Annotated in this window: 21 protein-coding genes; 8 read left to right on the top strand and 13 right to left on the bottom strand. The window is 64.4% G+C overall.

The genetic code is table 11. The features are described 5' to 3' along the window. Position 1: 1 nt before the first annotated feature. The 3 genes from nuoL to nuoN all read left to right on the top strand — a co-directional run bounded on the left by nuoL (position 2) and on the right by nuoN (position 4,914). Entirely contained in the window at positions 2–1,858 is a 1,857-nt protein-coding gene (gene nuoL / locus MHM84_RS06815) for an NADH-quinone oxidoreductase subunit L (RefSeq protein WP_239264076.1), read from the top strand. Between the two features lie 66 nt (positions 1,859–1,924). Next, positions 1,925–3,472 (top strand): NADH-quinone oxidoreductase subunit M, encoded by a 1,548-nt coding sequence (gene nuoM, locus MHM84_RS06810; protein ID WP_239264073.1) that lies wholly within the window; start codon positions 1,925–1,927, stop codon positions 3,470–3,472. Then, a complete protein-coding gene (nuoN, locus tag MHM84_RS06805) occupies positions 3,469–4,914 on the top strand; it encodes an NADH-quinone oxidoreductase subunit NuoN (protein ID WP_239264071.1) in 1,446 nt (481 codons plus the stop codon). The genes nuoM and nuoN overlap by 4 nt, the downstream gene beginning before the upstream one ends. A 61-nt stretch (positions 4,915–4,975) precedes the next feature. Here nuoN and MHM84_RS06800 read toward each other — a convergent pair whose 3' ends face one another. The 6 genes from MHM84_RS06800 to MHM84_RS06775 form a co-directional block, all read right to left on the bottom strand. After that, positions 4,976–6,097 (bottom strand): TRAP transporter substrate-binding protein, encoded by a 1,122-nt coding sequence (locus MHM84_RS06800; RefSeq protein WP_239264069.1) that lies wholly within the window; start codon positions 6,095–6,097, stop codon positions 4,976–4,978. 114 nt (positions 6,098–6,211) lie between these two features. Beyond that, entirely contained in the window at positions 6,212–7,615 is a 1,404-nt protein-coding gene (locus MHM84_RS06795) for a TRAP transporter large permease subunit (RefSeq protein ID WP_239264067.1), read from the bottom strand. Then, positions 7,615–8,175, bottom strand: coding sequence for a TRAP transporter small permease subunit (locus MHM84_RS06790; protein ID WP_239264065.1), 561 nt, complete (start codon positions 8,173–8,175; stop codon positions 7,615–7,617). The genes MHM84_RS06795 and MHM84_RS06790 overlap by 1 nt, the downstream gene beginning before the upstream one ends. 194 nt (positions 8,176–8,369) lie before the next feature. Further along, on the bottom strand, positions 8,370–9,176 hold the full coding sequence (locus MHM84_RS06785) for an endonuclease/exonuclease/phosphatase family protein (protein WP_239264063.1): 807 nt from the start codon (positions 9,174–9,176) through the stop codon (positions 8,370–8,372). A 4-nt stretch (positions 9,177–9,180) separates the two neighbouring features. Further along, positions 9,181–9,819, bottom strand: coding sequence for a thiol:disulfide interchange protein DsbA/DsbL (locus tag MHM84_RS06780; RefSeq protein ID WP_239264061.1), 639 nt, complete (start codon positions 9,817–9,819; stop codon positions 9,181–9,183). 183 nt (positions 9,820–10,002) lie between these two features. Then, positions 10,003–10,611, bottom strand: a complete 609-nt coding sequence (locus MHM84_RS06775; RefSeq protein ID WP_239264059.1) for a c-type cytochrome — start codon at positions 10,609–10,611, stop codon at positions 10,003–10,005. A gap of 279 nt (positions 10,612–10,890) precedes the next feature. Here MHM84_RS06775 and yihA point away from each other — a divergent pair, with 279 nt between their 5' ends. Continuing rightward, positions 10,891–11,484: a ribosome biogenesis GTP-binding protein YihA/YsxC gene (gene yihA / locus MHM84_RS06770; protein WP_239265279.1), complete on the top strand. Its 594-nt coding sequence runs from the start codon at positions 10,891–10,893 to the stop codon at positions 11,482–11,484. On the opposite strand, the gene MHM84_RS06765 is transcribed toward yihA, so the two are convergent. From MHM84_RS06765 to argH, 7 genes are read right to left on the bottom strand one after another with little or no spacing between them, the layout of a single operon-like run. Then, positions 11,464–12,213 carry an HAD family hydrolase gene (locus tag MHM84_RS06765; protein ID WP_239264057.1) on the bottom strand — a complete coding sequence of 250 codons (750 nt, stop codon included), beginning with the start codon at positions 12,211–12,213 and terminating at the stop codon, positions 11,464–11,466. The genes yihA and MHM84_RS06765 overlap by 21 nt on opposite strands. A gap of 10 nt (positions 12,214–12,223) precedes the next feature. Beyond that, positions 12,224–13,132: a tyrosine recombinase XerC gene (locus MHM84_RS06760; protein WP_239264054.1), complete on the bottom strand. Its 909-nt coding sequence runs from the start codon at positions 13,130–13,132 to the stop codon at positions 12,224–12,226. 12 nt (positions 13,133–13,144) lie between these two features. After that, positions 13,145–13,861: a DUF484 family protein gene (locus MHM84_RS06755; protein WP_239264052.1), complete on the bottom strand. Its 717-nt coding sequence runs from the start codon at positions 13,859–13,861 to the stop codon at positions 13,145–13,147. 27 nt (positions 13,862–13,888) lie between these two features. After that, positions 13,889–14,722, bottom strand: coding sequence for a diaminopimelate epimerase (gene dapF / locus MHM84_RS06750; protein ID WP_239264050.1), 834 nt, complete (start codon positions 14,720–14,722; stop codon positions 13,889–13,891). Continuing rightward, on the bottom strand, positions 14,722–15,990 hold the full coding sequence (gene lysA / locus MHM84_RS06745) for a diaminopimelate decarboxylase (RefSeq protein WP_239264048.1): 1,269 nt from the start codon (positions 15,988–15,990) through the stop codon (positions 14,722–14,724). The genes dapF and lysA overlap by 1 nt, the downstream gene beginning before the upstream one ends. A gap of 2 nt (positions 15,991–15,992) precedes the next feature. After that, positions 15,993–16,214 (bottom strand): lipoprotein, encoded by a 222-nt coding sequence (locus tag MHM84_RS06740; RefSeq protein ID WP_239264046.1) that lies wholly within the window; start codon positions 16,212–16,214, stop codon positions 15,993–15,995. A gap of 1 nt (position 16,215) precedes the next feature. Beyond that, positions 16,216–17,619 carry an argininosuccinate lyase gene (gene argH, locus MHM84_RS06735; RefSeq protein WP_239264044.1) on the bottom strand — a complete coding sequence of 468 codons (1,404 nt, stop codon included), beginning with the start codon at positions 17,617–17,619 and terminating at the stop codon, positions 16,216–16,218. Positions 17,620–17,819: 200 nt separating this feature from the next. Here argH and hemC point away from each other — a divergent pair, with 200 nt between their 5' ends. Genes hemC through MHM84_RS06715 form a run of 4 tightly spaced genes read left to right on the top strand, consistent with a single transcriptional unit; the run spans position 17,820 to position 22,245 of the window. Continuing rightward, positions 17,820–18,755 (top strand): hydroxymethylbilane synthase, encoded by a 936-nt coding sequence (gene hemC / locus MHM84_RS06730; RefSeq protein WP_343218279.1) that lies wholly within the window; start codon positions 17,820–17,822, stop codon positions 18,753–18,755. Then, positions 18,755–19,546 carry a uroporphyrinogen-III synthase gene (locus MHM84_RS06725; protein WP_239264041.1) on the top strand — a complete coding sequence of 264 codons (792 nt, stop codon included), beginning with the start codon at positions 18,755–18,757 and terminating at the stop codon, positions 19,544–19,546. The genes hemC and MHM84_RS06725 overlap by 1 nt, the downstream gene beginning before the upstream one ends. Before the next feature lie 6 nt (positions 19,547–19,552). Continuing rightward, positions 19,553–21,025: a uroporphyrinogen-III C-methyltransferase gene (locus MHM84_RS06720; RefSeq protein ID WP_239264038.1), complete on the top strand. Its 1,473-nt coding sequence runs from the start codon at positions 19,553–19,555 to the stop codon at positions 21,023–21,025. After that, positions 21,022–22,245, top strand: coding sequence for a heme biosynthesis HemY N-terminal domain-containing protein (locus MHM84_RS06715; protein WP_239264035.1), 1,224 nt, complete (start codon positions 21,022–21,024; stop codon positions 22,243–22,245). The genes MHM84_RS06720 and MHM84_RS06715 overlap by 4 nt, the downstream gene beginning before the upstream one ends. The last annotated feature ends 44 nt before the right edge of the window (positions 22,246–22,289 follow it).

Here is a 22,289-nt window from a genome sequence, read left to right as displayed (position 1 = left end):
GATGTCGCTGTTTCTGCCTCTGACCTTCCTGTTTCCCCTGGCGGGCACGCTGATCCTGGCGTTGTCCCGTGGCCGGCTGGGGGGCGTGGACAGTGCTTGGATCGGTGTGTCGAGCGTCGGTTTGGCCGCTGTAGTCACGGCACTGCTGACCTGGACCTACCTGGCCTCACCGGGCGTCTACGAGGTGACGCTGTGGACCTGGATCGCCGTCGGCGACTTCCAGCCCACCATCGGCCTGGCCCTGGATGGCCTGTCGCTGACCATGCTCGGCATCATTACCGGCGTGGGGTTCCTGATTCACCTGTTCGCGGCCTGGTACATGCACGGCGAGAGTGGCATCACGCGCTTCTATGCCTACATGAACCTGTTCGTGTTCAGCATGATCCTGCTGGTGCTGGGCGATAATCTGCTGTTGCTGTTCCTCGGCTGGGAGGGGGTCGGCCTGTGCAGCTACCTGCTGATCGGCTACTACTACCAGACCGCGGCCAATGGCTGGGCCGCCTTCAAGGCGTTCATCGTCACGCGCATCGGCGACGTGTTTCTGGCTATCGGCCTGTTCCTGCTGTTTCGCGAACTGGGCACGCTGGATATTGCCGAGCTGCTCGAGCGGGCGCCGCAAGTCTGGGCCGAGGGCGACGCCACGGTGGAACTGGCGGCCCTGCTTCTGCTGGGCGGCGCGCTGGGCAAGTCGGCGCAACTGCCGCTGCATACCTGGCTGGCCGATGCCATGGCCGGCCCCACGCCGGTCTCGGCGCTGATCCATGCGGCGACCATGGTCACCGCCGGGGTCTACCTGATCGCCCGGCTGCATGGTGTGTTCCTGCTGGCGCCGGACGTGCTCTATCTGACCGGGGTGATCGGAGCGCTGACCCTGCTGCTGGCCGGCTTCGCCGCCCTGGCGCAGACCGACATCAAGCGCGTGCTGGCCTATTCGACCATGAGCCAGATCGGCTACATGTTCCTGGCCCTGGGTGCGGGCACCTTCGATGCCGCCATCTTCCACCTGATGACCCACGCCTTCTTCAAGGCGCTGCTGTTCCTCTCTGCCGGGGCGGTGATCGTCAGCTGCCACCACGAACAGGACATGCGCCGTCTGGGTGGGCTGTGGCGCCGCCTGCCGCTGGCCTACGCCGGGTTCGTGATCGGTGGGGCGGCGCTGGCCGCGCTGCCGCTGGTTACCGCCGGTTTCTACAGCAAGGACGAAATCCTCTTTCAGGCGCTGCTGACCGGCCACGGCGGGTTGTTGCTGGCGGGGCTGATCGGTGCATTCCTGACCTCTATCTATACCGTGCGGCTGATCGTCACTACCTTCCATGGCGAGCCGAAGAGCGACAAGGCCCGGCATGCCGAACCCGGGCGCGGCCTGGTGCATGGCGTGCCGCTGGTGGTGCTGGCGGTGCTCTCGACATTTCTGGGTGCCTGGATCACGCCGCCGCTGGAAGGCGTGCTGCCGATGGCGGAAGAGGCCGGACATGGAGCGTCGCACACTACGCTCGAGATCGTGGCGGCCGGGGTTGCCCTGGCGGGCATCGCGCTCGGGATGTGGCTGTTCCTGGTTCGGCGGGCGTGGCTGCGGGATCAGGTCGCCCAGGGCTGGGGCGCGCGGCTACGCACGTTGTGGTACACCGCCTGGGGGTTCGACGCCTTCTTCGACCGCACCCTGGTGCGTCCGTACCAGGGGATGGTGGCTAGGCTGCGCGGTGACCCCATCGACCGAACCGGCAGTCGAGTTGCCTGGCTGGTGGGAGTAATGCACCGGGGGCTATCGAGAACGCAGACCGGGCGGCTGCGCTGGTATGCCACCTCGATGGTGATCGGCGCCACTGTGGTAGTGCTGTTATTGACTTTGGGGGCGTAGTGTCGGCCTGCATACCGACGCCGCTGGGGGAGCCGTGATGACAAGACGACAAGGAATGCGACACCTATGACGCTGGTCTGGCTGATTCTGATTCCCTTCATTGGCGGGCTGCTGTGCTGGAAGGCGGAGCGCTGGGGCGAGATGGCCCCGCGCTGGATTGCGCTGGGGACCATGGGGCTGGTACTGCTGATCACCCTCGGGCTGTGGTTTCAGGGCGAGTATCACCTGCCCGATCCGACCGCTTCCAGCGAGGCGGTGCGCTGGTCGATGGAATGGCGGGCGGCGTGGATTCCCCGCTTCGGTATCGAGTTGCATCTGGCGTTGGATGGCCTGTCGCTGGTGCTGATCGCCTTGACCGGCTTTCTCGGCGTGCTGGCGGTGCTGTGTTCCTGGAACGAGATCGTGCGCCGTGTCGGCTTCTTCCATCTCAACCTGCTGTGGATCCTCGGCGGGGTGGTCGGTGTGTTCCTGGCCATCGACCTGTTCCTGTTCTTCTTCTTCTGGGAAATGATGCTGGTGCCGATGTACTTCCTGATCGCCCTGTGGGGGCACAGCGGTTCGGAAGGCAAGACGCGCATCACCGCCGCCACCAAGTTCTTCATCTATACCCAGGCCAGCGGGCTGCTGATGCTGGTGGCGATCCTGGGCCTGGTGTTCGTCCACCACGCCAACACCGGCGTGTACTCGTTCAGCTACGATGACTTGCGCAACACGCCACTGTCCGACGGCTTGGCGATGTGGCTGATGCTGGGCTTCTTCATTGCCTTTGCGGTCAAGCTGCCGGTAGTGCCGCTGCACGGCTGGCTGCCCGATGCGCATGCCCAGGCGCCGACTGCGGGCAGCGTCGATCTGGCGGGCATTCTGCTCAAGACCGCCGCCTACGGCATGCTGCGCTTCGCCCTGCCGCTGTTTCCCGAGGCCTCGCAGGCCTTCGCCCCGGTGGCCATGGCGCTGGGCCTGATCGGCATCTTCTACGGGGCGGTACTGGCCTGCGGCCAGCACGACGTCAAGCGGCTGATCGCCTACACCAGTATCTCGCACATGGGCTTCGTGCTGATCGGCATCTATGCCGGCACCGAACTGGCCCTGCAGGGCGTGGTCATGCTGATGGTGGCGCACGCTTTCTCGGCAGCCGGGCTATTCATTCTCAGCGGCCAGCTCTACGAACGCCTGCATACCCGCGATATGCGCGAAATGGGGGGGCTGTGGGGGCGCCTGGGCAGCCTGCCCGGGTTCTCGCTATGTTTCGTTGCCGCGTCGCTGGGCATGCCGGGCACGGCCAACTTCGTCGGCGAGTTCATGGTGCTGTTCGGTAGCTTCCCGGTGGCCCCGTGGGTGGTGGCGATCGCCAGCGCCGGGCTGGTCCTGGCGGCCATCTACTCGCTGCTGCTGATGCAGCGCATACACTTCGGACCCGCCCAGGACGACGCGCCGCTTGCCGGGCTCGATCGACGCGAATTCCTCATGATGCTGGGTCTGCTGGCCTTGGTACTGCTGTTCGGCCTGTATCCGCAGCTGCTGCTCAATACCACCGACGCCGCCATGCTCGAGGTACAGCGTCTGTTCGGCGCCGCTGACACGCTCATCACCACGCTGCCGATGGGGGTCGCATGACACTGACCTTGACGCACCTCGTTGCGCTGCTGCCGTTGATTCTGGTCTGTATCACGGCCATCGCGGTGATGCTGGGGATCGCCTGGCGACGCCATCACGCTGGGACCGCGGTCGCTACTGTCGTCGGACTCAACCTGGCGCTACTGTCGCTGCTCATCGTGTGGCAGGTGGCGCCGCTCGAGACGCCGCTGCTGGCCGTGGATGGCTTGGCGATGTTCGCCGCCGTGCTGATTCTCGTCTCGTCGCTGGCCTGCGCCACGCTGGCCCACGCCTATCTGGAGCACTACCAAGGCCCGCGCGAAGAGTTCTATCTGTTGCTGCTGTGCGCCGCCGCCGGTGGACTGGTGCTGTCGGCCAGCCAGCATCTGGCCACGCTGTTCTTCGGTCTCGAACTGCTGTCGATGCCGCTCTACGGCATGCTCGCCTATACCTTCCACGAGCGTCGCTCGCTGGAGGCCGGCATCAAATACCTGGTGCTGTCGGCGGCGGGCACGGCGTTTCTGCTGTTCGGCATGGCGCTGTTGTATGCCCAGACTGGCCGTCTGGACCTGGCTGGCCTGTCGGCGGGCCTCGTCGAGGGGGTTGGTGCCTGGGGACTGGCCGGTGCCGGGCTGATGCTGGTGGGACTGGGCTTCAAGTTGTCGGTGGTGCCGTTTCACCTGTGGACGCCGGACGTCTACGAGGGCGGGCCGGGACCGGCGGCGACGTTTCTCGCCTCGGCCAGCAAGGTGGCGGTGTTCATCGTGCTGTTGCGCCTGGTGCTGTCGGCGCCGGCCTTTCAGGATGCCTGGCTGCATGACGTGCTGGCGGTCCTTGCGCTGATCACCATGCTGGTCGGCAACCTGCTGGCGTTGACCCAGTCCAACCTCAAGCGCCTGCTGGGCTATTCGTCGATCGCCCACTTCGGCTATCTGCTGGTCGCGCTGGTGGTCGGCGACGGGCTGGCGGCGGAGACCGGCGCCGTCTATCTCGTCACCTATCTGATCACCACGCTCGGCGCATTCGGGGTGGTAACCCTGCTGTCGAGTCCCTATGGCGGCAGCGATGCTGCGGGGCTACACCACTATCGCGGCCTGTTCTGGCGGCGTCCCTACCTGACAGCAGTGCTCACCGTGACCATGTTGTCACTGGCCGGCATTCCCTTCACGGCGGGCTTCATCGGCAAGTTTTACATCATCGCGCTGGGCGTCGAGGCCGGTCGCTGGTGGCTGGTCGGCGGCATCGTCGTGGGCAGCGCCATCGGGCTGTACTATTACCTGCGGGTAATGGTCACGCTGTATCTGGTCGAGCCGGGGATGCAGAGTCGTGATGCGCCCAATGACTGGGGCGTACGCGCCGGTGGGATGGTTGTGCTGGGGCTGGCGCTGCTGGTGGTCCTGCTGGGCATCTATCCGGCGCCGATGATCGAGTGGGTGCGGATCATGGGTACCTTGTCGGGCTAGGCATGAGCCTAAAAAAAACCGGGCCCGCTCAGCGGGCCCGGTGATCGAAACGAACCTGGCTTTACTGCTGCTGGCTCGTGGTAGTGTCGCCGTCCGGTTTGCGGGCGTTGTAGTACGCCTGCTCGGAAATGGCATGGTAATTTTCGACCTTGTCCTGGAAGGCGCTGTACGAGTCGTAGATCTTCTTGGCCATTTCGTCCGTCTCGGCCAGTTCGGCGACGACATCGTGAGAGTGCTTCTTGGCTTCGGCCAACACGTCATCGGGGAAGCGGCGCAGCTCGACGCCATGCTCCTCGACCAGCGTCTGCAAGGCGTCGTTGTTGCGTGCGGTGTATTCGTTGAGCACCGACAGGTTCACGTCATGCACGGCGGTCTTGAGGATGGCCTGCAAGTCGGCCGGTAGCGAGTCGTAGGCTTCCTCGTTGACGATGGCCTCGAACATCACGGTCGGCTCGTGCCAGCCCGGATAGTAGTAGTAATCCGCCGCCTGATGCAGACCGAAGGCCAGGTCATTGTACGGTCCGATCCATTCGGTGGCATCGATGGCGCCGGACTGCAGGGAGGTGAATATCTCGCCGCCGGGCATGTTGACGATGGCTACGCCCATGCGGTCCATGACTTCGCCACCGAGGCCCGGCATGCGCATCTTGAGTCCGTCGAGATCGGCGACCGAATTGATCTCCTTGTTGAACCAGCCACCCATCTGGACGCCGGATGCGCCGGCGGTCATGACATCGACACCGAACTGGTCGTACAGCTCGTTCCAGAGTTCGATACCGCCGCCATACTGCAGCCAGGCATTCATTTCCTGGGCGTTCATGCCGAACGGCACGGCCGCGAAGAACTGCGCGGCCGGAGCCTTGCCCTTCCAGTAGTAGGAGGCGGAATGGCCCAGCTCGGCGGTGCCTTCGGCAACCGCATCGAAGACCTCGAAGCCCGGCACCAGCTGGCCAGCGCCGTAGACGTCGATGGTCAGGCGGCCATCGGACATCTTGTCGACCAGTTCGGCCAGGCGCTCCGGCCCCTGGCCGACACCCGGGAAGTTCTTCGGCCACGAGGTGACCATCTTCCACTTGTAGGTATCCTCCTGCGCGTGGGCAGGGTTATCGAGGGCAGTCGCCAGGCCCAGTCCGGTGGCGGCACTGGCCATGGCGATGACGGCGGCAAGAGACTTGAGTTGCATAGCGCATTTCCCCTTATTGTGTCGTTGAGCGCAGCGTGCGCCTAGGGTGGTCATCGTGCGGCGATGAGTGGATGCTCACCGCCGGCACATACAATCGGTCTGGATCGTTCCCCCTTAGAACTGCTCTGGGAGCCAGGTTGCCAGCTCCGGCACGAAGGCCAGGGCGACCAGCATGCCCAACTGCAACACGATGAAGGGAACGACGCCACGATAGATCGCCGTGGTGGGCACCATGTCCGGCGCCACACCGCGCAGGTAGAACAGCGCAAAGCCGAACGGCGGCGTCAGGAACGAGGTCTGCAAGTTGATGGCAATCATGATGCCCAGCCAGATCGGATCGAGGCCCATGGCCAGCAGCACCGGACCGACGATCGGCACCACCACGAAGGTGATCTCGATGAAGTCGAGGATGAAGCCGAGCAGGAAGATCACCAGCATGACGATGATCGTTGCGCCGATCACGCCGCCGGGCATGTTGTCGAACAGGTGCACGACCAGTTCCTCGCCGCCGTAGGCGCGGAACACCAGCGAAAACAGTGCGGCACCGATCAGGATCAGGAACACCATGGTGGTGACGTGAGTCGTCGAGCGCACGACTTCCTGGAGGGTGGCGAAATCCAGCTTACGGTAGGCCAGGGCCAGAACCAGTGCGCCGAAGGCACCCACCGCCGAGGCCTCGGTGGGCGTGGCGAAACCGCCGAGGATCGAACCCAGCACGGCGATGATGAGTACGATCGGTGGTACCAGGCCCTTGAGCAGCAGGGTAAACAGGCTGCCCTGATGACCGAGCTCTGCCATCAGTTCCTCGCGATCGGCGGGGGGCGCGGCGGAAGGCTTGAGCCAGGCCACGACGGCGACGTAGATGATGTACAGCACGACCAGGATCAGACCCGGGACGATGGCGCCCATGAACAGATCGCCCACCGAGACGGTCTTGGGGCTGAAGATACCCATCGACAACTGCGCCTGCTGATAGGCGGAAGAGAGTACGTCGCCGAGCAGCACCAGGGCGATGGAAGGCGGAATGATCTGGCCGAGGGTGCCGGTGGCACAGATCGTGCCGGTGGCCAGCGACTGGCTATAGCCGCGCTTGAGCATGGTCGGCAGCGACAGCAGCCCCATGGTGACCACCGTGGCACCGACGATACCGGTGGACGCCGCCAGCATCATGCCGACGATGGTCACCGAGATGCCCAGGCCGCCGCGCAGCGAGCCGAACAGCAGCGCCATGGCGTCGAGCAGGGTCTCGGCGACCTTGGACTTTTCCAGCAGCACGCCCATCAGTACGAACAGTGGCACGGCCAGCAGCGTCGAGTTGGACATGATGCCGTAGAGGCGGTTGGGCAAGGCAGACAGGAACGCAGGATCGAAGTTGGCATCGATGCCGAGGGCATCCAGCCCTAGGCCCAGGCCGGCGAAGGCCAGCGCAGTTCCGGCCAGCGACAACGCAACGGGATACCCGAACATCAGCACGATACAAATGACGGCAAACAGCACGAGCGCCATGTAGTCGAACATTACACGCGCTCCTCGAGGTGGCCGTCGTCATGGGCTGGCGGCGTGATGCGCCCGGCAATGATCAGGGCGTTGCGGATCAGTTCGGCGATACCCTGCAAGATCATCAGCCCGGCAAACGCGGGAATCAGCGTCTTGAGCAGGAACACGCCGGGAATGCCGCCGGTGTCGGGTGAGCCTTCGAGGATGGCCCATGACTTGCCGACATAGCCCAGGCTCGAGACGAAGATGAAAACCATCACCGGGAACAGCAAAAAAAGTGTCCCGAACAGGTCGACCCACGCCTTGCGACGTGCCGAAAAGCCCCGATAAAAAATATCGACGCGGACGTGACCATCGTGTTTCAAGGTGTAGGCAGCGGCGAGCAGGAAGACCAAGGCATGCATGTACATGACCGATTCCTGCATGGAAATGCTATTGAAATTGAAGATGTAGCGCAGCACCACAATCAGGAACTGGATCAGCATCATCGCGAGAATCAGCCAGGCAAGCGCCTTGCCCAACCGCTCGGTGACGATGTCGATCCAGGCCAGGGGGGCCGGCACGGACGAAGCACGATTCATGGAACCCTCTCAGTCTTGGCGTTTTGCGCCGTTATTTTGCTGGAACGTCATGCCACTGCCCAGAACGGCAGTCGCTCGACACGCCAGGGGGCCTATCTTCGCACAGTCCGGCTTGTGGCCGTGATGGTGGCGATGGCCGCGCTTCACGCAAAATCTACGCTAGCGTGAACGCTGGCCATCGTCAGGGCAATGGTTCATTGGTCTGACAACGCGGGAATGGCCTGGCGACAGGCGTCGGGAAGTTGAATGTCCACGGCCAACGGCAAATGGTCGGAAGCCAGCGGATCCAGCGCCATGATCTCGCCTGCCTCGAGGGAAGACGACAGGAGAATGTGGTCCAGGGCTCGGCTCGGCTGCCAGGAGGGATAGCTCAGCAATGGGCGTACCGGATGCAGCGGCAATGAAGTACAGAACCGTGAGTGGGAATTCAATTGGTCCGGCGTGCAGTTGAGATCGCCCATGACCACGACGTGCTTCAGCGGCATAATTATCTCGCTGAGATAGTCCAGCTGGCGCACGCGGCCACGGTGGCTCAATGCCAAGTGGGCGACGAACACATGCAGGGCATCGGGTCCTTCGCCGTAGCGGGCATGGATGGCACCGCGGCCGGGCAGGGTGCCGGGCAGCCGGTGTTCTTCGACATGGTCCGGCGTCATGCGCGACAACAGGCCATTGCTGTGCTGGGCCACACGACCCAAATTACGGTTCAATTGCTGATAGTGAAAGGGCAGGCCCGCACGGTGGGCGAGGTACTCCACCTGGTTGACGTTTCCCGAGCGAAAGCTGCCACCGTCGACCTCCTGGAGGCCGACGATGTCGAAGCGGCCAAGCACCTCACCGAGCAGGTCAAGGCTTCCCTGTCGCTTGGCGTGGGGCAGCAAGTGCTGCCAACTGCGGGTGATGTAGTGATGATAGGCCGATGTATGAATGCCGACCTGCAGGTTGTACGTCAGCAGGCGCAGCGTGTCTGCACGGCCTTTATGGATGGCACGCGCGTGCATCGCGTCACTCTCCCTGGTTGTTGCGTTCGCTACGCACCTGCTCGACAAGGGCGCCGGCGATCTGCGGCATGTTCTCGAGGCTGCCCGCACTGCTGGGGGTAATCACGTAGCGACCATCGACGACCAATGCCGGTACGCCCATCAGCTTGTAGGCGCGCATCTTGGCGTGGGCCCGGTTGATCTGGCTCTTGACGCCGAACGAGGTCAGCGCATCCTTGGCTTGCTGTTCGCTCACGCCATAGTTGCTGAAGAATTCGGCGATCTCGTCGGCATCGGCGAGTTTGCGCCCGTCCTGGTGGATGGCGTCGAAGAAATCGCCATGGAGCTTGTCGAGAATGCCCAACTGCTGGGCAGCATAGAAGGCCGTGGCGTGGGTCGTCCAGACATCGCCCATGGTTGCCGGCAAGCGCTGGAAGGTCACATCCTCCGGCAATTCGGCCACCCAGGCATTGAGCGGATCTTCCAGGTTGTAGCAGTGTGGGCAGCCGTACCAGAAAACCTCGGTCACCTCGATCTGCCCCTCGTCGACACTGGTTTCCACCGGCTCGTCGAGCACTTGGTAATCCTCGCCCGCGACCGGGGCGGCCATGGCCATCGTCGAAAGGCCAAGCCCGGCAATCACTGCGATCCAGTGTTTCAGCATGTGCCACGTCTCCTTGATGTACTTAACGGTTCTCTGCCTAAAGGTATCAGAATCTCGGCCCAGGGGCTGTGCCTGTGACCGATATCGTCTTTGAACGCGAACCTACGAGGCGGTTCCCAGGCCGGAACGGCACAAGGCGGCCCCGGCCGCCTTGTGGAATGAGGTACGTGAAGCGGGTGGGGTTCAGTTCAAGCCATACACATAGTTGGCCACGGCTTCCATGTCGCTATCGCTCATTTTGGAGGCGATGTCGCGCATGATGGCGTTGGGGTCGTTGTCGCGCTCGCCGCTGGCGAACGCCTTGAGCGTGGTCACGGTGTATTCGGGATGCTGGCCGGATAGCGCCGGGTAGCGGGCCGTGTCGATGCCTTCGCCGGTCGGCGTGTGGCAGGCCATGCAGGCGGGGATGCCTTTGGCGAGGCTGCCGGCCTTGTAGAGTTCGAGGCCGCGCTGGGCGAGCTCGGGATCGGCCTGGCCCAGACTGGCGGGCTGGTTGGCGAAGTAGGCGGCCAGGTCGGCAATGTCCTGATCGCTGAGATTGTCAACGATGCCGGCCATCTGCGGCACCGGACGCACGCCGTCGCGAATGTCGACGATCTGCTTGAATAGATAGTTGGGTTGCTGGCCCGCCAGGTTGGGAAACGTCGGCGCTGCGCTGATGCCCTGCTGGCCATGGCAGGCCGCGCAGACCTGGGCCTTTTCGCGGCCCGCGGAAGGGTTGCCCTCGACCTGAGCGTGAGCTGCGCCCACCAGACCCAGAGTGATAGCCAGGCTTGCCAGTAACTTTCTCATCGCTAATCCACTATGCCGTTTGATTATGTTTTGTCTGGTTGGGAGGCTTGCGTGCCAAAACCGTCAATGCACCAAGCGTTCGCGACTGCCGTGTACCGGGTGGTACACTAGCCCGGCCCAGGGCGACATCATTGCTGGGGCAGTATATCGAATCCCCCCGGTGGCGTGAATGCGGCCAAATTGCCGCACTTGGCCCATGATGGCCCCCCCACCGCTGCTCGCCGCTTAGCCAGGAAGAGACTCGCCGTGACCCGCCTCAACTACCACGCTACCCGTTTCATGACCAGTGCGCCGACCTTGGCGATGTGCCCGCCCGACGATGGCCGAGAGGTCGCCTTTGCCGGGCGCTCCAATGCCGGCAAGTCCAGCGCGATCAATGCGCTGACTCAACAGAAGGCGTTGGCCCGCACCTCCAAGACGCCGGGTCGCACCCAACTGATCAATTTCTTTAGCGTGGGCGACGACACCCAGAGCCGGCTGGTCGACCTGCCCGGCTACGGCTTCGCCAAGGTGCCCGAGAAGGTCAAGCTCGAGTGGCAGCGTCACTTGGCGGACTATCTGCAGCGGCGTGCGTCGTTGCAAGGGCTGGTGCTGCTGATGGACGTACGTCATCCATTGACCGAATTCGACGAGATGATGCTGGGCTGGGCCGACGAACAGGACATGTCCGTACATATCCTGTTGACCAAGGCCGACAAGCTCAAGCCCGGGGCGGCCAAGAGCAGCCTGCTGCAGGTGCGTCAGCGCCTGCGTGAGTGGGAGGACCTGGTCAGCGTCCAGCTGTTCTCGGCATTGAAGAAGCAAGGACTGGATGAGGCTAGGGCGCGTCTGGACGCTTGGCTAGCGCCCTCGCTATCCGAGACGCTCGAGTAGCGCAGGTAGCTCGCGCACATGGGCGAGCCGGTAGACTCCGTCTGGAAGTGTTCCTGGATCTTCGCCGCGCTTGTCGATCCAGGCCACACGCATCCCCAGTCGCCAGGCAGGCAAGACATCCTCGTTCCACGAATCGCCGACATGCAGCGCCCGTGACGGGGTGCTGCCCAGGCGCGCCAGCGCCGCCAGAAACGGCCTTGCATCGGGCTTGGGCGTGAGCATTTCACCGGCGGCAATGATCACCGAGAAGTGATGGGCGAGTTCCAGGCGCCTGAGGTCGGCGTTGCCATTGGTGATGGCTGCCAGTCCATAGCGTGTCCGCAGTGCGTCGAGCATCGGCACGACTTCGGGGTAGGGCGTTAGTTCGTGGCGCAGGGTCAGGAAGCGCTCGATGGCTGCGGCTGCCCAGAGATGAGCGGCACTGCGCGGCAGACCGAATTCCTCGAGCAATTCGATCAATGCGCGCTCGCGCAGCCAGGTGAAGTCGCCGCGCCGCAGCGGATGCCGTCGGGCCACGTCCAGGCGGCGCTGCAGGTAATGTTCCAGCGTATAGCCTTCGCCATAGCGGCCCAACCGGCGCAGGGCCTCGTCGACTACGGTCTCGTCGAGCCATACAGCCAAAGTATCGTCGAGCCAGGCATGATGTTCCCGCTCGGCGCGCTCCATTATCGGATGGTTGTCCCAGAGAGTGTCGTCGAGATCGAAGGTCAGGGTGTCGATGGGGGACATGGCGTGGACCTCAGGCGGTTGGGTCGCCGCCGGGCGCTTGACGCTGGCGGCGGGCGCGTGGGTGGGCGGCATCGTAGGCACTGGCCAGGTGCTGCCAGTCAAGCCGGGTATAGACCTGAGTGGTGGCCAGGTTGGCGTGGCCCAGCAGCTCCTGAACGGCACGCAGGTCCTGGCTGGATTCCAGCAGGTGGCTGGCGAACGAGTGGCGCAGGCGGTGCGGGTGCAAATGCTCCGGCAGGCCGCGGGAGACGGCGCTTTCGGCCAGGCGTTGCTGAATGGCGCGATGGCCAAGGCGTCGGCCGCGTTGGCCGACGAACAGCGCAGGTTCTTCTGCCCCGGCGAACTCTCCCCGCACCGCGAGCCAAGCGTCCAGTGCCTGGCGGGCACGCCGGCCGACGGGAACCTGACGCGGCTTGTTGCCCTTGCCCAGCACCCGTACGCGGCGTGCATCGAGGCTGGCGAGGTTCAGTGCAGCGAGTTCGGCCAGGCGCAGGCCGCACGAGTAGAACAGCTCGAGCATGGCCTGGTCACGAATCGCCAGTGGTGACTCATCGTGCGGGACATCGAGGAAGCGGGCCAATTGATCGACATCCACGGGACGTGGCAAATGTTGCGGCTGACGGGGCGTACGCACGAGCTTGACGGGATTGAGCGGCAATACTCCTTGCTGCATCAGCGCCTCGGCGAAGCGTGACAGGGCGGCACGGCGCCGGGCCAGACTGCGCGGGGCCAGGCCGCGGCTGCGCTCGCGGGCCAGGAAGCGCCGTACCAGCGCAGCATCGAGTGCCTGCCACTCGCTGACACCCTGCTCCACAAGGTAGGCCTGCAGTGCCGCCAAGTCACGGCGGTAGGCGTCCACGGTCGCAGGGCTGGCCTGTTGCGCCAAGTGGGCCAGAAAGCGTTCGACGGCCTCATGCATAGCTCACCTGTCTCACTGGTCTTGGGTCAACCGCACCATCAGACGCACCACGACATCGCCGAGATACTCGGTAAACAGCGTGTCCAGGCTGGCGCGAAAGTGCTCGGTGTCGTGACTGGCCAGGATCAGGTAGCCGAACGGTTCGCCGAGCGACAATCGGGTCAGCGCGCAGGAACCTGCCTGAGCCGGGGGCTCGATGTGCGGTAGCAAGCGCTGCCAGTCCTTGCGCGACAGGCGCCGGCAGCGGCTGGTGCGGCCATCGAGCAGGGCGGCGAGCCGGGTTCCGGCGGCATCGTCGAGTATGAAACGCGGCGGCTGGGGCGGCTGCGGTTCGCAATCGGTCAGGCTGGGAGCGCACCACAGCGCCACCGATTGAGTCCGGAAGCGTTCGGAAAGCTGGGTCGCCAAGGCCTGACCCAGTGCATCGCTGCTCTCGGCCTCGAGGAGTGCCAGGATCAGTTCGCGGGTGCGCCGATATTGCGACTCGTTGTGGCGGGCCGACTCCAGCAACTGTTCGAGGCGCCACTCGGCGCCTTCGGCCCGTTCGCGCAGGTCAAGGACCAGGCGCTCCAGGAGTGAGATTGCACCCTGGGTTTCCGGATGCGGCACCTTGAGTTGCTGTAGCAACCCTTCGCGCCCGACGAAGAAATCGGGATGCCGGGCCAGCCAGCGAGCCACCGCTTCCGGGGACAGCGACTGACGGGGATCGGGGGCTTGGGCTTGGGACATGATGGTTACCTCGTGATCGCACGGCACTCAGCCGAGCGGCACTCGACCGTCGAACACCCGCACAGCGGGGCCGGTCATGAACAGGGGCTCGCCGTCGCCGGCCCACTCCAGGGTCAGCGTACCGCCGGGAAGCTCGACATCCACCGGGCTCTCCAGCAGGCCCTGGCGAATGCCGCTGGCAACGGCGGCGCAGGCGCCGGTGCCGCAGGCCAGCGTTTCGCCGGCGCCGCGTTCGAAGACGCGCAGACGAACCGCATGCGTCGAGACGACCTGCATGAAGCCGGCGTTGACCCGGCGCGGAAAGCGCGGATGAGACTCGATTGCCGGCCCCAGCCGTTCCACCGGTGCGCTGTCGACATCGTCGACCCTGAGGACGGCATGGGGGTTGCCCATCGACACCACGCCGACCTGCAGCGCCTCGCCGTCGACCTCCAGATCATGCAGCGGACGATCCTCGGCGGCATCGAAGGGGACCTCGGCCGGGGCGAAGCGCGGCGCGCCCATGTTCACGCGCACCCGGCCGTCGTCCTCGATCGTCAGGGTCAGCGGACCGCCCCGGGTCTCGACGCGGATCTCGCGCTTGTGGGTCAGGCGCTGATCACTGACGAAGCGCGCAAAGCAGCGCGCCCCGTTGCCGCAGTTTTCCACCTCGCTGCCATCGGCGTTGTAGATGCGGTAGCAAAAGTCCATGTCGGGGTCGCGTGGTGGCTCGACGACCAGCAGCTGATCGAAGCCGATACCGAAATGACGATCGGCGAGCTGACGGATGCATGCCTCATCGAAGCGCGCCCGCTGGGTGACCAGATCGACGACCATGAAGTCGTTGCCCAGCCCGTGCATCTTGGTGAAATGCAGCAGCATCAGCGCGTCTCCGGCAACAGCGTTTCTCCGGCCCACAGGTCCTCGAGACGTTCACGGCGGCGTACCAGGTGTGTGCGGTTGCCATCGACCATGATCTCCGCCGGGCGCGGGCGGCTGTTGTAGTTCGAGGCCATGACGAAGCCGTAGGCCCCAGACGAGCGTACCGCCAGCAGATCATTGGCCTCCACGGCCAGCTCGCGATCCTTGCCCAGGAAGTCACCCGTCTCGCAGACCGGGCCGACCACGTCGTAGGTCGCGGCGTCGCGCGGTGCGCGGGTGTCGACCGGGATGATCGCCTGCCAGGCCTGGTAGAGCGACGGCCGGATGAGGTCGTTCATGCCGGCATCGACGATGGCGAAGTTCTTGGTCTCGCCGGGCTTGAGGTACTCGATCCGGGTCAGTAGTACGCCGGCGTTGGCGGCGATCGAGCGTCCCGGTTCGAACAGCAGGGTCAGGTTGCGCTCGCCATCCCACGCCGAGAGCCGCTCGAGCAGGGCACGGGCGTAGTCGAACGGCGCCGGGGGCTTCTCGCCCTGATAGGGCACGCCGAGACCGCCGCCCAGGTCGAGATGGTCGATATGGATGCCGCGCTCCTTGAGCCGGTCGAGCAATACCAGCAGGCGATCCAGCGCGTCCAGGAACGGCGACAGTTCGGTGAGCTGCGAGCCGATGTGGCAGTCGATGCCCACCGGATCGACGTGGGGCAGGGCCGCGGCGCGTTCGTAGACGTCCACTGCCTGGTCGATGGCGATGCCGAACTTGTTGGCCTTGAGTCCGGTGGAAATGTACGGGTGGGTGCGGGCGTCGACATCGGGATTGACGCGCAGCGACACCGGGGCGATCTTGCCCAGGCTGGCAGCGACGGCATTCAGTCGCTCGAGTTCCGCCAGTGATTCGACGTTGAAGCACTTGATGCCGACGTCCAGTGCACGGGTCATCTCGTCGGCCTGCTTGGCGACCCCGGAAAATACTACCTTGGCCGGATCGCCGCCGGCAGCCAGCACGCGTTCGAGCTCGCCCTGCGAGACGATGTCGAAGCCGGCACCCAGGCGGGCGAGCAGGTTGAGCACGGCCAGGTTGGAATTGGCCTTGACCGCGTAGCAGATCAGGTGCGGATGGCCGCCCAGTGCCTCGGCATAGGCCCGGTAGTGGCGTTCGAGCGTCGCTCGCGAGTAGACGTAGCAGGGCGTGCCGAAGCGTTCGGCGATCTGGGCGAGCGGGACGTCTTCAGCGTAGAGCACGCCGTCGCGATATTCGAAATGGTCCATCGTCATTCCCTGGCGCCGGACGATGCGGTGTCGCCGGCGTCTAAAGCGTTGTCTTGGCCAGCCTCGGACTGGCTCTCTTCGGGCTGGCTTTCGTAGCTGCCCGCCGGGTCGTAGGTTTCTGCGGCTTCCTCGTCACCCGGCAGGTAGAGCGGGCCCTTCTGGCCGCAGCCGGCAAGCAGGGCCAGTGCCAACAAGAGCGCGGCCAGGGCCGAGCGTGAGCGCATCTCAGTCTTCTCCCGTCATGGCCTGCAGGGCGTCGCGCGCGCGCTGCGCAGCGGCGCGAACCTGATTCGGCGCGGTCCCGCCGATATGGTTGCGTGCGGCTACCGAGCCTTCCAGGGTCAATACCTCGAAGACATCGTCGCCGATGACATCCGAGAACTGGCGGAGTTCATCCAGGCTCATCTCGGAGAGATCCTTCTTCTGGGCGATGCCGTAGGCCACGGACTGGCCGACGATCTCGTGAGCGTCGCGGAAGGCCACGCCCTTGCGCACCAGGTAATCGGCCAGGTCGGTGGCGGTGGAAAAACCGCGCCGGGCCGCTTCGCGCATGTTGTCCGCCTTGGCCTCGATGGCCGGCACCATGTCGGCGAATGCCTTGAGGCAACCCTTGACGGTATCCAGGGTGTCGAACAGCGGTTCCTTGTCTTCCTGGTTGTCCTTGTTGTAGGCCAGCGGCTGCGATTTCATCAGCGTCAGCAGACCCATCAGGTGACCATAGACGCGCCCGGTCTTGCCGCGCACCAGTTCGGGCACGTCGGGGTTCTTCTTCTGCGGCATGATCGAGGAGCCGGTGCAGAAGCGATCGGGCAGATCGATGAAGTCGAACTGGGCGCTGGTCCACAGCACCAATTCTTCGCTCATGCGCGACAGGTGCATCAGCAGCAGGCTGGCGAAAGCGGTGAACTCGATGGCGAAATCGCGATCGCTGACCGCATCCAGCGAGTTTTCGGCGGGACGCTCGAAGCCCAGCAGTTCGGCCGTGACGTGACGATCGATGGGATAGGTGGTGCCGGCCAGGGCCGCCGCGCCCAGCGGCATCACGTTGACCCGCTTGCGGCAGTCGCGCAGGCGCTCGTGGTCGCGGGCGAGCATTTCCTGCCAGGCCAGCAGGTGATGGCCGAAGGTCACCGGCTGGGCGGTCTGCAGGTGAGTGAAGCCGGGCATGATGGTGTCGGCTTGGCTGTCGGCCAGCTCGATCATGCCATGGCGCAGGCGGGCCAGTTCGGCATCGATGGCGTCGATCTCGTCGCGCAGATAGAGACGGATATCGGTGGCCACCTGGTCGTTGCGCGACCGACCGGTATGCAGCTTCTTGCCGGTAATCCCGATCTTTTCGGTCAGGCGCGCCTCGACGTTCATGTGTACGTCTTCGAGCTTGACCGACCACGGAAACTCGCCGGTTTCTATCTCGCGCTCGACCTCGGCAAGGCCGCCAATGATGGCGTCGCGCTCGTCGGCGGTCAGCACGCCGACCCGCTCGAGCATGGTGGCATGGGCAACCGAGCCGCGGATGTCGTGATGATAGAGGCGACGGTCGAAATCCACCGAGGCGGTGAATTTCTCGACGAAAGCGTCGGTGGGTTCGCTAAAGCGGCCACCCCATGACTGGTTGGTCTGCTGGCTCATCGGGCGTAGGCGTCCTGCATTGTCACTGAAAGCAATGAGTGTACCAGAGTCGGCGCCACTGGCGAGGCCGGGCGGAGGCAATGCAGGTAGCGATTTTTCCTTGCTTCGCGACTGCTTTATGATGAAAGGCAATGGGCCATGACCATGGTCGCCTATCGTGTCGGCGCGAACGCCGTCCATTCCATTGCAGGGAGACTGACGTGTCCGCCATCACCAAGCTTCGTATCGCCACGCGCAAGAGTCTGCTCGCCCTTTGGCAGGCCGAGTATGTGCGCGACCGCCTCATGGCGCTGCATCCGGGTCTCGAGGTGGAGCTGGTTGCGATGTCCACCCGGGGCGACAAGATTCTCGATACGCCGCTGGCCAAGGTCGGCGGCAAGGGCCTGTTCGTCAAGGAGCTCGAGGAGGCGATGATCGACGGTCGCGCCGATATTGCCGTGCACTCCATGAAGGACGTGCCGATGCATTTCCCCGAAGGGCTGGGGTTGTCGGTCATCCTGGAAGGCGCCGAGCCTACCGATGCCTTCGTCTCCAACCGCTATGCCAGTTTCGATGACCTGCCCAAGGGCGCCCGCGTAGGCACGTCGAGCTTGCGCCGGGGCCTGCAGGTCAGCGAGGCGCGTCCCGACCTGCAGGTGCTCACGCTGCGCGGCAACGTGCAGACTCGCCTGGGCAAACTCGATGCCGGTGAGTTCGATGCCATCATCCTGGCGACGTCCGGGCTACGCCGTCTGGAGCTCAGTGACCGCATCACCATGGAACTGCCGCCGGAAATCTGCCTGCCGGCCTGCGGCCAGGGCGCGCTGGGCATCGAGTGCCGCACCAATGCGCCGGAGTTGCTGGCATTGCTGACGCCCCTCGATCACCCTGAGACGGCGACTCGGGTGCGCGCCGAACGGGCCATGAACACGCGGCTCGAAGGCGGTTGCCAGGTGCCTATCGCCGGCCATGCCATACTCGAGGGGGATACGCTCTGGCTGCGCGCGCTGGTCGGCATGCCGGATGGCTCGAAAGTGCTGCGCGCCGAAGGGCGAGGCTCGGCCAGCGAACCCGAGACACTGGGCATCCGGGTCGCCGAGGACCTGCTCGACCAGGGCGCTGGCGATATCCTGGCTCAGGTCTACGGCGAGTACTGATGGCATCGACCCCCAGGGTACTGATCACACGCCCGGGCAAGCGCGCGCAGCCGTTGCGTCAGGCGCTCGAGGCCATGGGTGTCGAGGCGTTGCCGGTTGAGGCGCTACGGCTGGAGGCCTTGCCTGAATCGCCGGAGACACGCCAGGCGTGGCTCGACTTCGACCTTTTTCAGCGCGTCGTGGTGATCAGCCCCTTTGCGGCAGAGTGTCTTGCTGCAGGAATCGACCGCTACTGGCCCCAACTGCCACAGGGGCCTAGCTTCTACGCGGTGGGGGCGGGCACGGCCAAGGTGCTGCATGAAACCCTCGGTGTGCGTGTTCATCTTCCGCCGGCGGATACCGTAGACAACAGTAGCGAAGCCTTGTTGCGCCTGCCGTCGTTGCAGCGCCTGAACGAGCAACGTGTGTTGTTGGTAGCCGGTGAAGGAGGCCGCACCATGCTGGCGGATAGCCTGGCCCAGCGAGGAGCGAGGCTGACCCGGCTGGCGCTGTATCGACGTACGCCGGTTGAGCCTGATGGACCGGGCGCGCAATATCTGAAACAAGGTGATTTTTCTGCATTGGTGGTGACTAGCGGCGAATTGCTCGAACATCTGGCAGGATGGTGTCCTGCCAAGGCGTTGAACCAACCGCTAATCGTTTCTAGTCAGCGTTTGGCTACACTGGCCCACACGCTGGGCTATTTGCGTCTTCATGTGGCGCAAGGCGCCACGCCGGCCGCCCTGGCGGCAGCCGTGGCCGACGCCTGTAACCTGGATGGCGCCGATCATGATGATCTTGAAAAGGGCTAGCAACAGATGAGCAAGCAAGAGCACGATCAGGACGAACAACGTGCGCCTTCCGGCGCGGGAAAGGGCGAATCCCCAGGCGACGCCGCGAAGGAACCGGCCACGGACAAGGGGGCGGCAGCCCAGTCCGGTAGCGGCCAGAGTGCGTCGACACCGGAAAAGAACGACAAGGGCGAAGGGGCGGATACTGCCAAGCCGGCGAAGCCAGACGCCAATCGCCCGGTGACGGGCAGTACGCCTTCAGGAGCGACCAAGGGCCAGGATGCCAAGCCAGGTAAGTCTCAGGACGCCAAGCCGGAACCGGCAAAGACGGGCACAGGTAGCAATGGTCCTGCCAAGCCCGGCGGCAAACCCAAGGAGACGGATTCCAAGCCGGTTCCTGGCAGCACTACCGCCACGCCAGGTGGCGGTAGTGCAGGTACGGCTGCTCCTCGCCGTGCAGGAGGTCACAGTGGGGGAAGCGGCGGCAAGGCCGGCATCGCGGCGCTGGTCCTGGTCATCCTGCTGGCGCTGATCGCCGCTCTCGCCGGCTGGTGGGGCTGGCAGAAGCTGCAGGCTCAGCAGGCACGGCTTTCCCAACTGTCGCAGGTCCAGAGCAGCACCAGTGACAACGCCGATGCCATCGAAGAGCTGCGTTCGCAACTCAGTGGGCGCGATCAGCAGCGCCAGCAGGCCGTGCAGGACCTGCGCAACGAGATGCAGCAATATCGCCAGGAGGTGAACCAGACGCTCGACGACGTGCTGGCGAAGCTGGCCGAGGAGCAAGAGACCGATCCCAACGAGTGGCTGTTTTCCGAAGTCGAGTATCTGTTGCGCCTGGCCAATCAGCGCTTGCAACTCGAGCGTGACGTGAATGGAGCGATCTCACTGCTGCGTACCGCTGATGAGCGCCTGGCTCAGGCCGACAACCCGGCGCTAACTCCGGTGCGGCGCGCCATTCAATCCGAGCTGGGTGAGCTGCAATCGGTGCCCAACATCGACCGTACGGGGCTCTACCTGCAATTGATGGCGCAACAGCAGCAGCTTGCCAAGCTGCCCTTGCAGCAGGACATCGAACAGATCGCCGCCGAGGGAGGCGACACTTCCACGGTCGAGGGTGCCTGGCAGCAGCAACTGTCGCGTCTGTGGCAGGAGATCAAGGAGTTGGTCGTCGTGCGTCGTCATGATCAGGCCCTGGAAGCCCTGATGACGCCGGAGCAAGAGTCCTACCTGCGCCAGAACGTGCGGCTGCAGCTCGAGCAGGCCCAGTTGGCGCTGCTCCAGGCAAACCCCGAGCTTTATCGTGCCAGCCTGGAGAAGGCGATCACCCTGATCGAGGGCTACTACGACACCGACAGCGATGGCGTCCAGCAGGTCCTGGACACGCTGCGCTCATTGATGGACAAGACGATTCGTCCCGAGCTGCCTGATATCAGCGAGTCGCTGCAGGCCCTGCGAGATTTCATGACACGTCGCCAAGGCGGCGGGAATGGTGACGCATGAGAAAGCTGATACTCATCGTCGTTATCGGCCTGGCCCTAGGTGCCTTGCTGGGTCAGCTGATGCAGTCGCTGCCCGGCTACTGGCTGGTGCGTGTAGGCGATACGTCCTTCCAGACCTCGTTCTGGTTCGGACTCGTGGTGCTGCTGGCCGTATTCGTGGTGTTGCATTTCGTGCTGCGCCTGCTGACGCGCATGCGCCGCCCGGTCAGTCGTCTCAAGGTCTGGAACAGCCGCAACCGCAACCGCAATGCCATGCGTCGTACCGTGCGTGGCCTGGTGGCGTTGGCCGAAGGGCGCTGGAAACGCGCCGAAAAGGCATTGACCAAGGCGGCGGACGACTCCAGTACGCCACTGGTCAACTACCTGTCCGCCGCGCTGGCCGCACACTATCAGGGGCGCTACGAGCAAGCCGATACCTTGCTGCGCCGTGCGCACAACAGCACCGAAGGCGCCGATACCGCCGTCGGCATGGTTCAGGCCCAGCTGATGCTCGACCGCCAGCAGTTCGAGGAAGCGCTGGCGACGCTGACGCGCCTCGAGAAGCAACTGCCCGAGCATCCGCAGGTGCTCAAGCTGCTCAAGCAGGCCTATCTGAGCGTCAACGATTGGGAAGGCATCCGCCGGCTGATGCCGCGCATGGCCCGTCAGCAATTGGTCACGCAGGAGGAGCGCCACGAGCTGGAGCAGCGCGCCTATCGCGAGCTTATCCTTCAGGCGGCGCGTCACCCCAGCGATGTCGAGCGGGTCCGCAACCTATGGGCAGACATGCCCGATCACCTGCGCAGCGATGTCGAGCTGGTAGGGCTGTATACCGAAGCGCTGGTGCGCGGCAAGGAGGAGGGTATCGCCGAGCGGTTGTTGCGCCACTCGCTCAAGGAGCGCTGGGACAGCCGCCTGGTGCTACGCTACGGACTGCTCAACGTCGATCCCGGGCGCCAGTTGGCCTACGCCGAGAAATGGTTGCAGGAACGCCCCAACGATCCCGATCTGCTGTTGACCCTGGGTCGGTTGTCTTTGCGCAATGCCTACTGGGGCAAGGCGCAGGAATACTTCGAGGCCAGTCAGCGCCAGCGCCCGAGCGGTGTGGTGTGTGCAGAGCTAGCGCGGCTGTTCGCCAACCTGGGCGAGCACAACAAGAGCCAGCTTTATTATCGTCAGAGTGTCGAGCTGCTCGACAAGTCGTTGCCGGCGCTGCCGCAACCCAGCGACAGCAACCGCTAGTCCGACATTCGCTTTGCTCTCCTGGGCGCCGCATGGCGCCTTTT

Source organism: Halomonas sp. McH1-25, assembly GCF_022348165.1.
GTDB lineage: Bacteria > Pseudomonadota > Gammaproteobacteria > Pseudomonadales > Halomonadaceae > Modicisalibacter.
The sequence above is the reverse complement of the archived record's forward strand: the minus strand, read 5'-3'. Positions and strand labels throughout refer to the sequence as shown.

Bases quoted from the DNA above. Each gene is read 5' to 3' on its own strand.
- nuoL (WP_239264076.1), top strand. From the start codon at position 2: ATGTCGCTGTTTCTGCCTCTGACCTTCCTGTTTCCCCTGGCGGGCACG.
- nuoM (WP_239264073.1), top strand. From the start codon at position 1,925: ATGACGCTGGTCTGGCTGATTCTGATTCCCTTCATTGGCGGGCTGCTG.
- nuoN (WP_239264071.1), top strand. From the start codon at position 3,469: ATGACACTGACCTTGACGCACCTCGTTGCGCTGCTGCCGTTGATTCTG.
- MHM84_RS06800 (WP_239264069.1), bottom strand. From the start codon at position 6,097: ATGCAACTCAAGTCTCTTGCCGCCGTCATCGCCATGGCCAGTGCCGCC.
- MHM84_RS06795 (WP_239264067.1), bottom strand. From the start codon at position 7,615: ATGTTCGACTACATGGCGCTCGTGCTGTTTGCCGTCATTTGTATCGTG.
- MHM84_RS06790 (WP_239264065.1), bottom strand. From the start codon at position 8,175: ATGAATCGTGCTTCGTCCGTGCCGGCCCCCCTGGCCTGGATCGACATC.
- MHM84_RS06785 (WP_239264063.1), bottom strand. From the start codon at position 9,176: ATGCACGCGCGTGCCATCCATAAAGGCCGTGCAGACACGCTGCGCCTG.
- MHM84_RS06780 (WP_239264061.1), bottom strand. From the start codon at position 9,819: ATGCTGAAACACTGGATCGCAGTGATTGCCGGGCTTGGCCTTTCGACG.
- MHM84_RS06775 (WP_239264059.1), bottom strand. From the start codon at position 10,611: ATGAGAAAGTTACTGGCAAGCCTGGCTATCACTCTGGGTCTGGTGGGC.
- yihA (WP_239265279.1), top strand. From the start codon at position 10,891: ATGACCAGTGCGCCGACCTTGGCGATGTGCCCGCCCGACGATGGCCGA.
- MHM84_RS06765 (WP_239264057.1), bottom strand. From the start codon at position 12,213: ATGTCCCCCATCGACACCCTGACCTTCGATCTCGACGACACTCTCTGG.
- MHM84_RS06760 (WP_239264054.1), bottom strand. From the start codon at position 13,132: ATGCATGAGGCCGTCGAACGCTTTCTGGCCCACTTGGCGCAACAGGCC.
- MHM84_RS06755 (WP_239264052.1), bottom strand. From the start codon at position 13,861: ATGTCCCAAGCCCAAGCCCCCGATCCCCGTCAGTCGCTGTCCCCGGAA.
- dapF (WP_239264050.1), bottom strand. From the start codon at position 14,722: ATGCTGCTGCATTTCACCAAGATGCACGGGCTGGGCAACGACTTCATG.
- lysA (WP_239264048.1), bottom strand. From the start codon at position 15,990: ATGGACCATTTCGAATATCGCGACGGCGTGCTCTACGCTGAAGACGTC.
- MHM84_RS06740 (WP_239264046.1), bottom strand. From the start codon at position 16,214: ATGCGCTCACGCTCGGCCCTGGCCGCGCTCTTGTTGGCACTGGCCCTG.
- argH (WP_239264044.1), bottom strand. From the start codon at position 17,619: ATGAGCCAGCAGACCAACCAGTCATGGGGTGGCCGCTTTAGCGAACCC.
- MHM84_RS06725 (WP_239264041.1), top strand. From the start codon at position 18,755: ATGGCATCGACCCCCAGGGTACTGATCACACGCCCGGGCAAGCGCGCG.
- MHM84_RS06720 (WP_239264038.1), top strand. From the start codon at position 19,553: ATGAGCAAGCAAGAGCACGATCAGGACGAACAACGTGCGCCTTCCGGC.
- MHM84_RS06715 (WP_239264035.1), top strand. From the start codon at position 21,022: ATGAGAAAGCTGATACTCATCGTCGTTATCGGCCTGGCCCTAGGTGCC.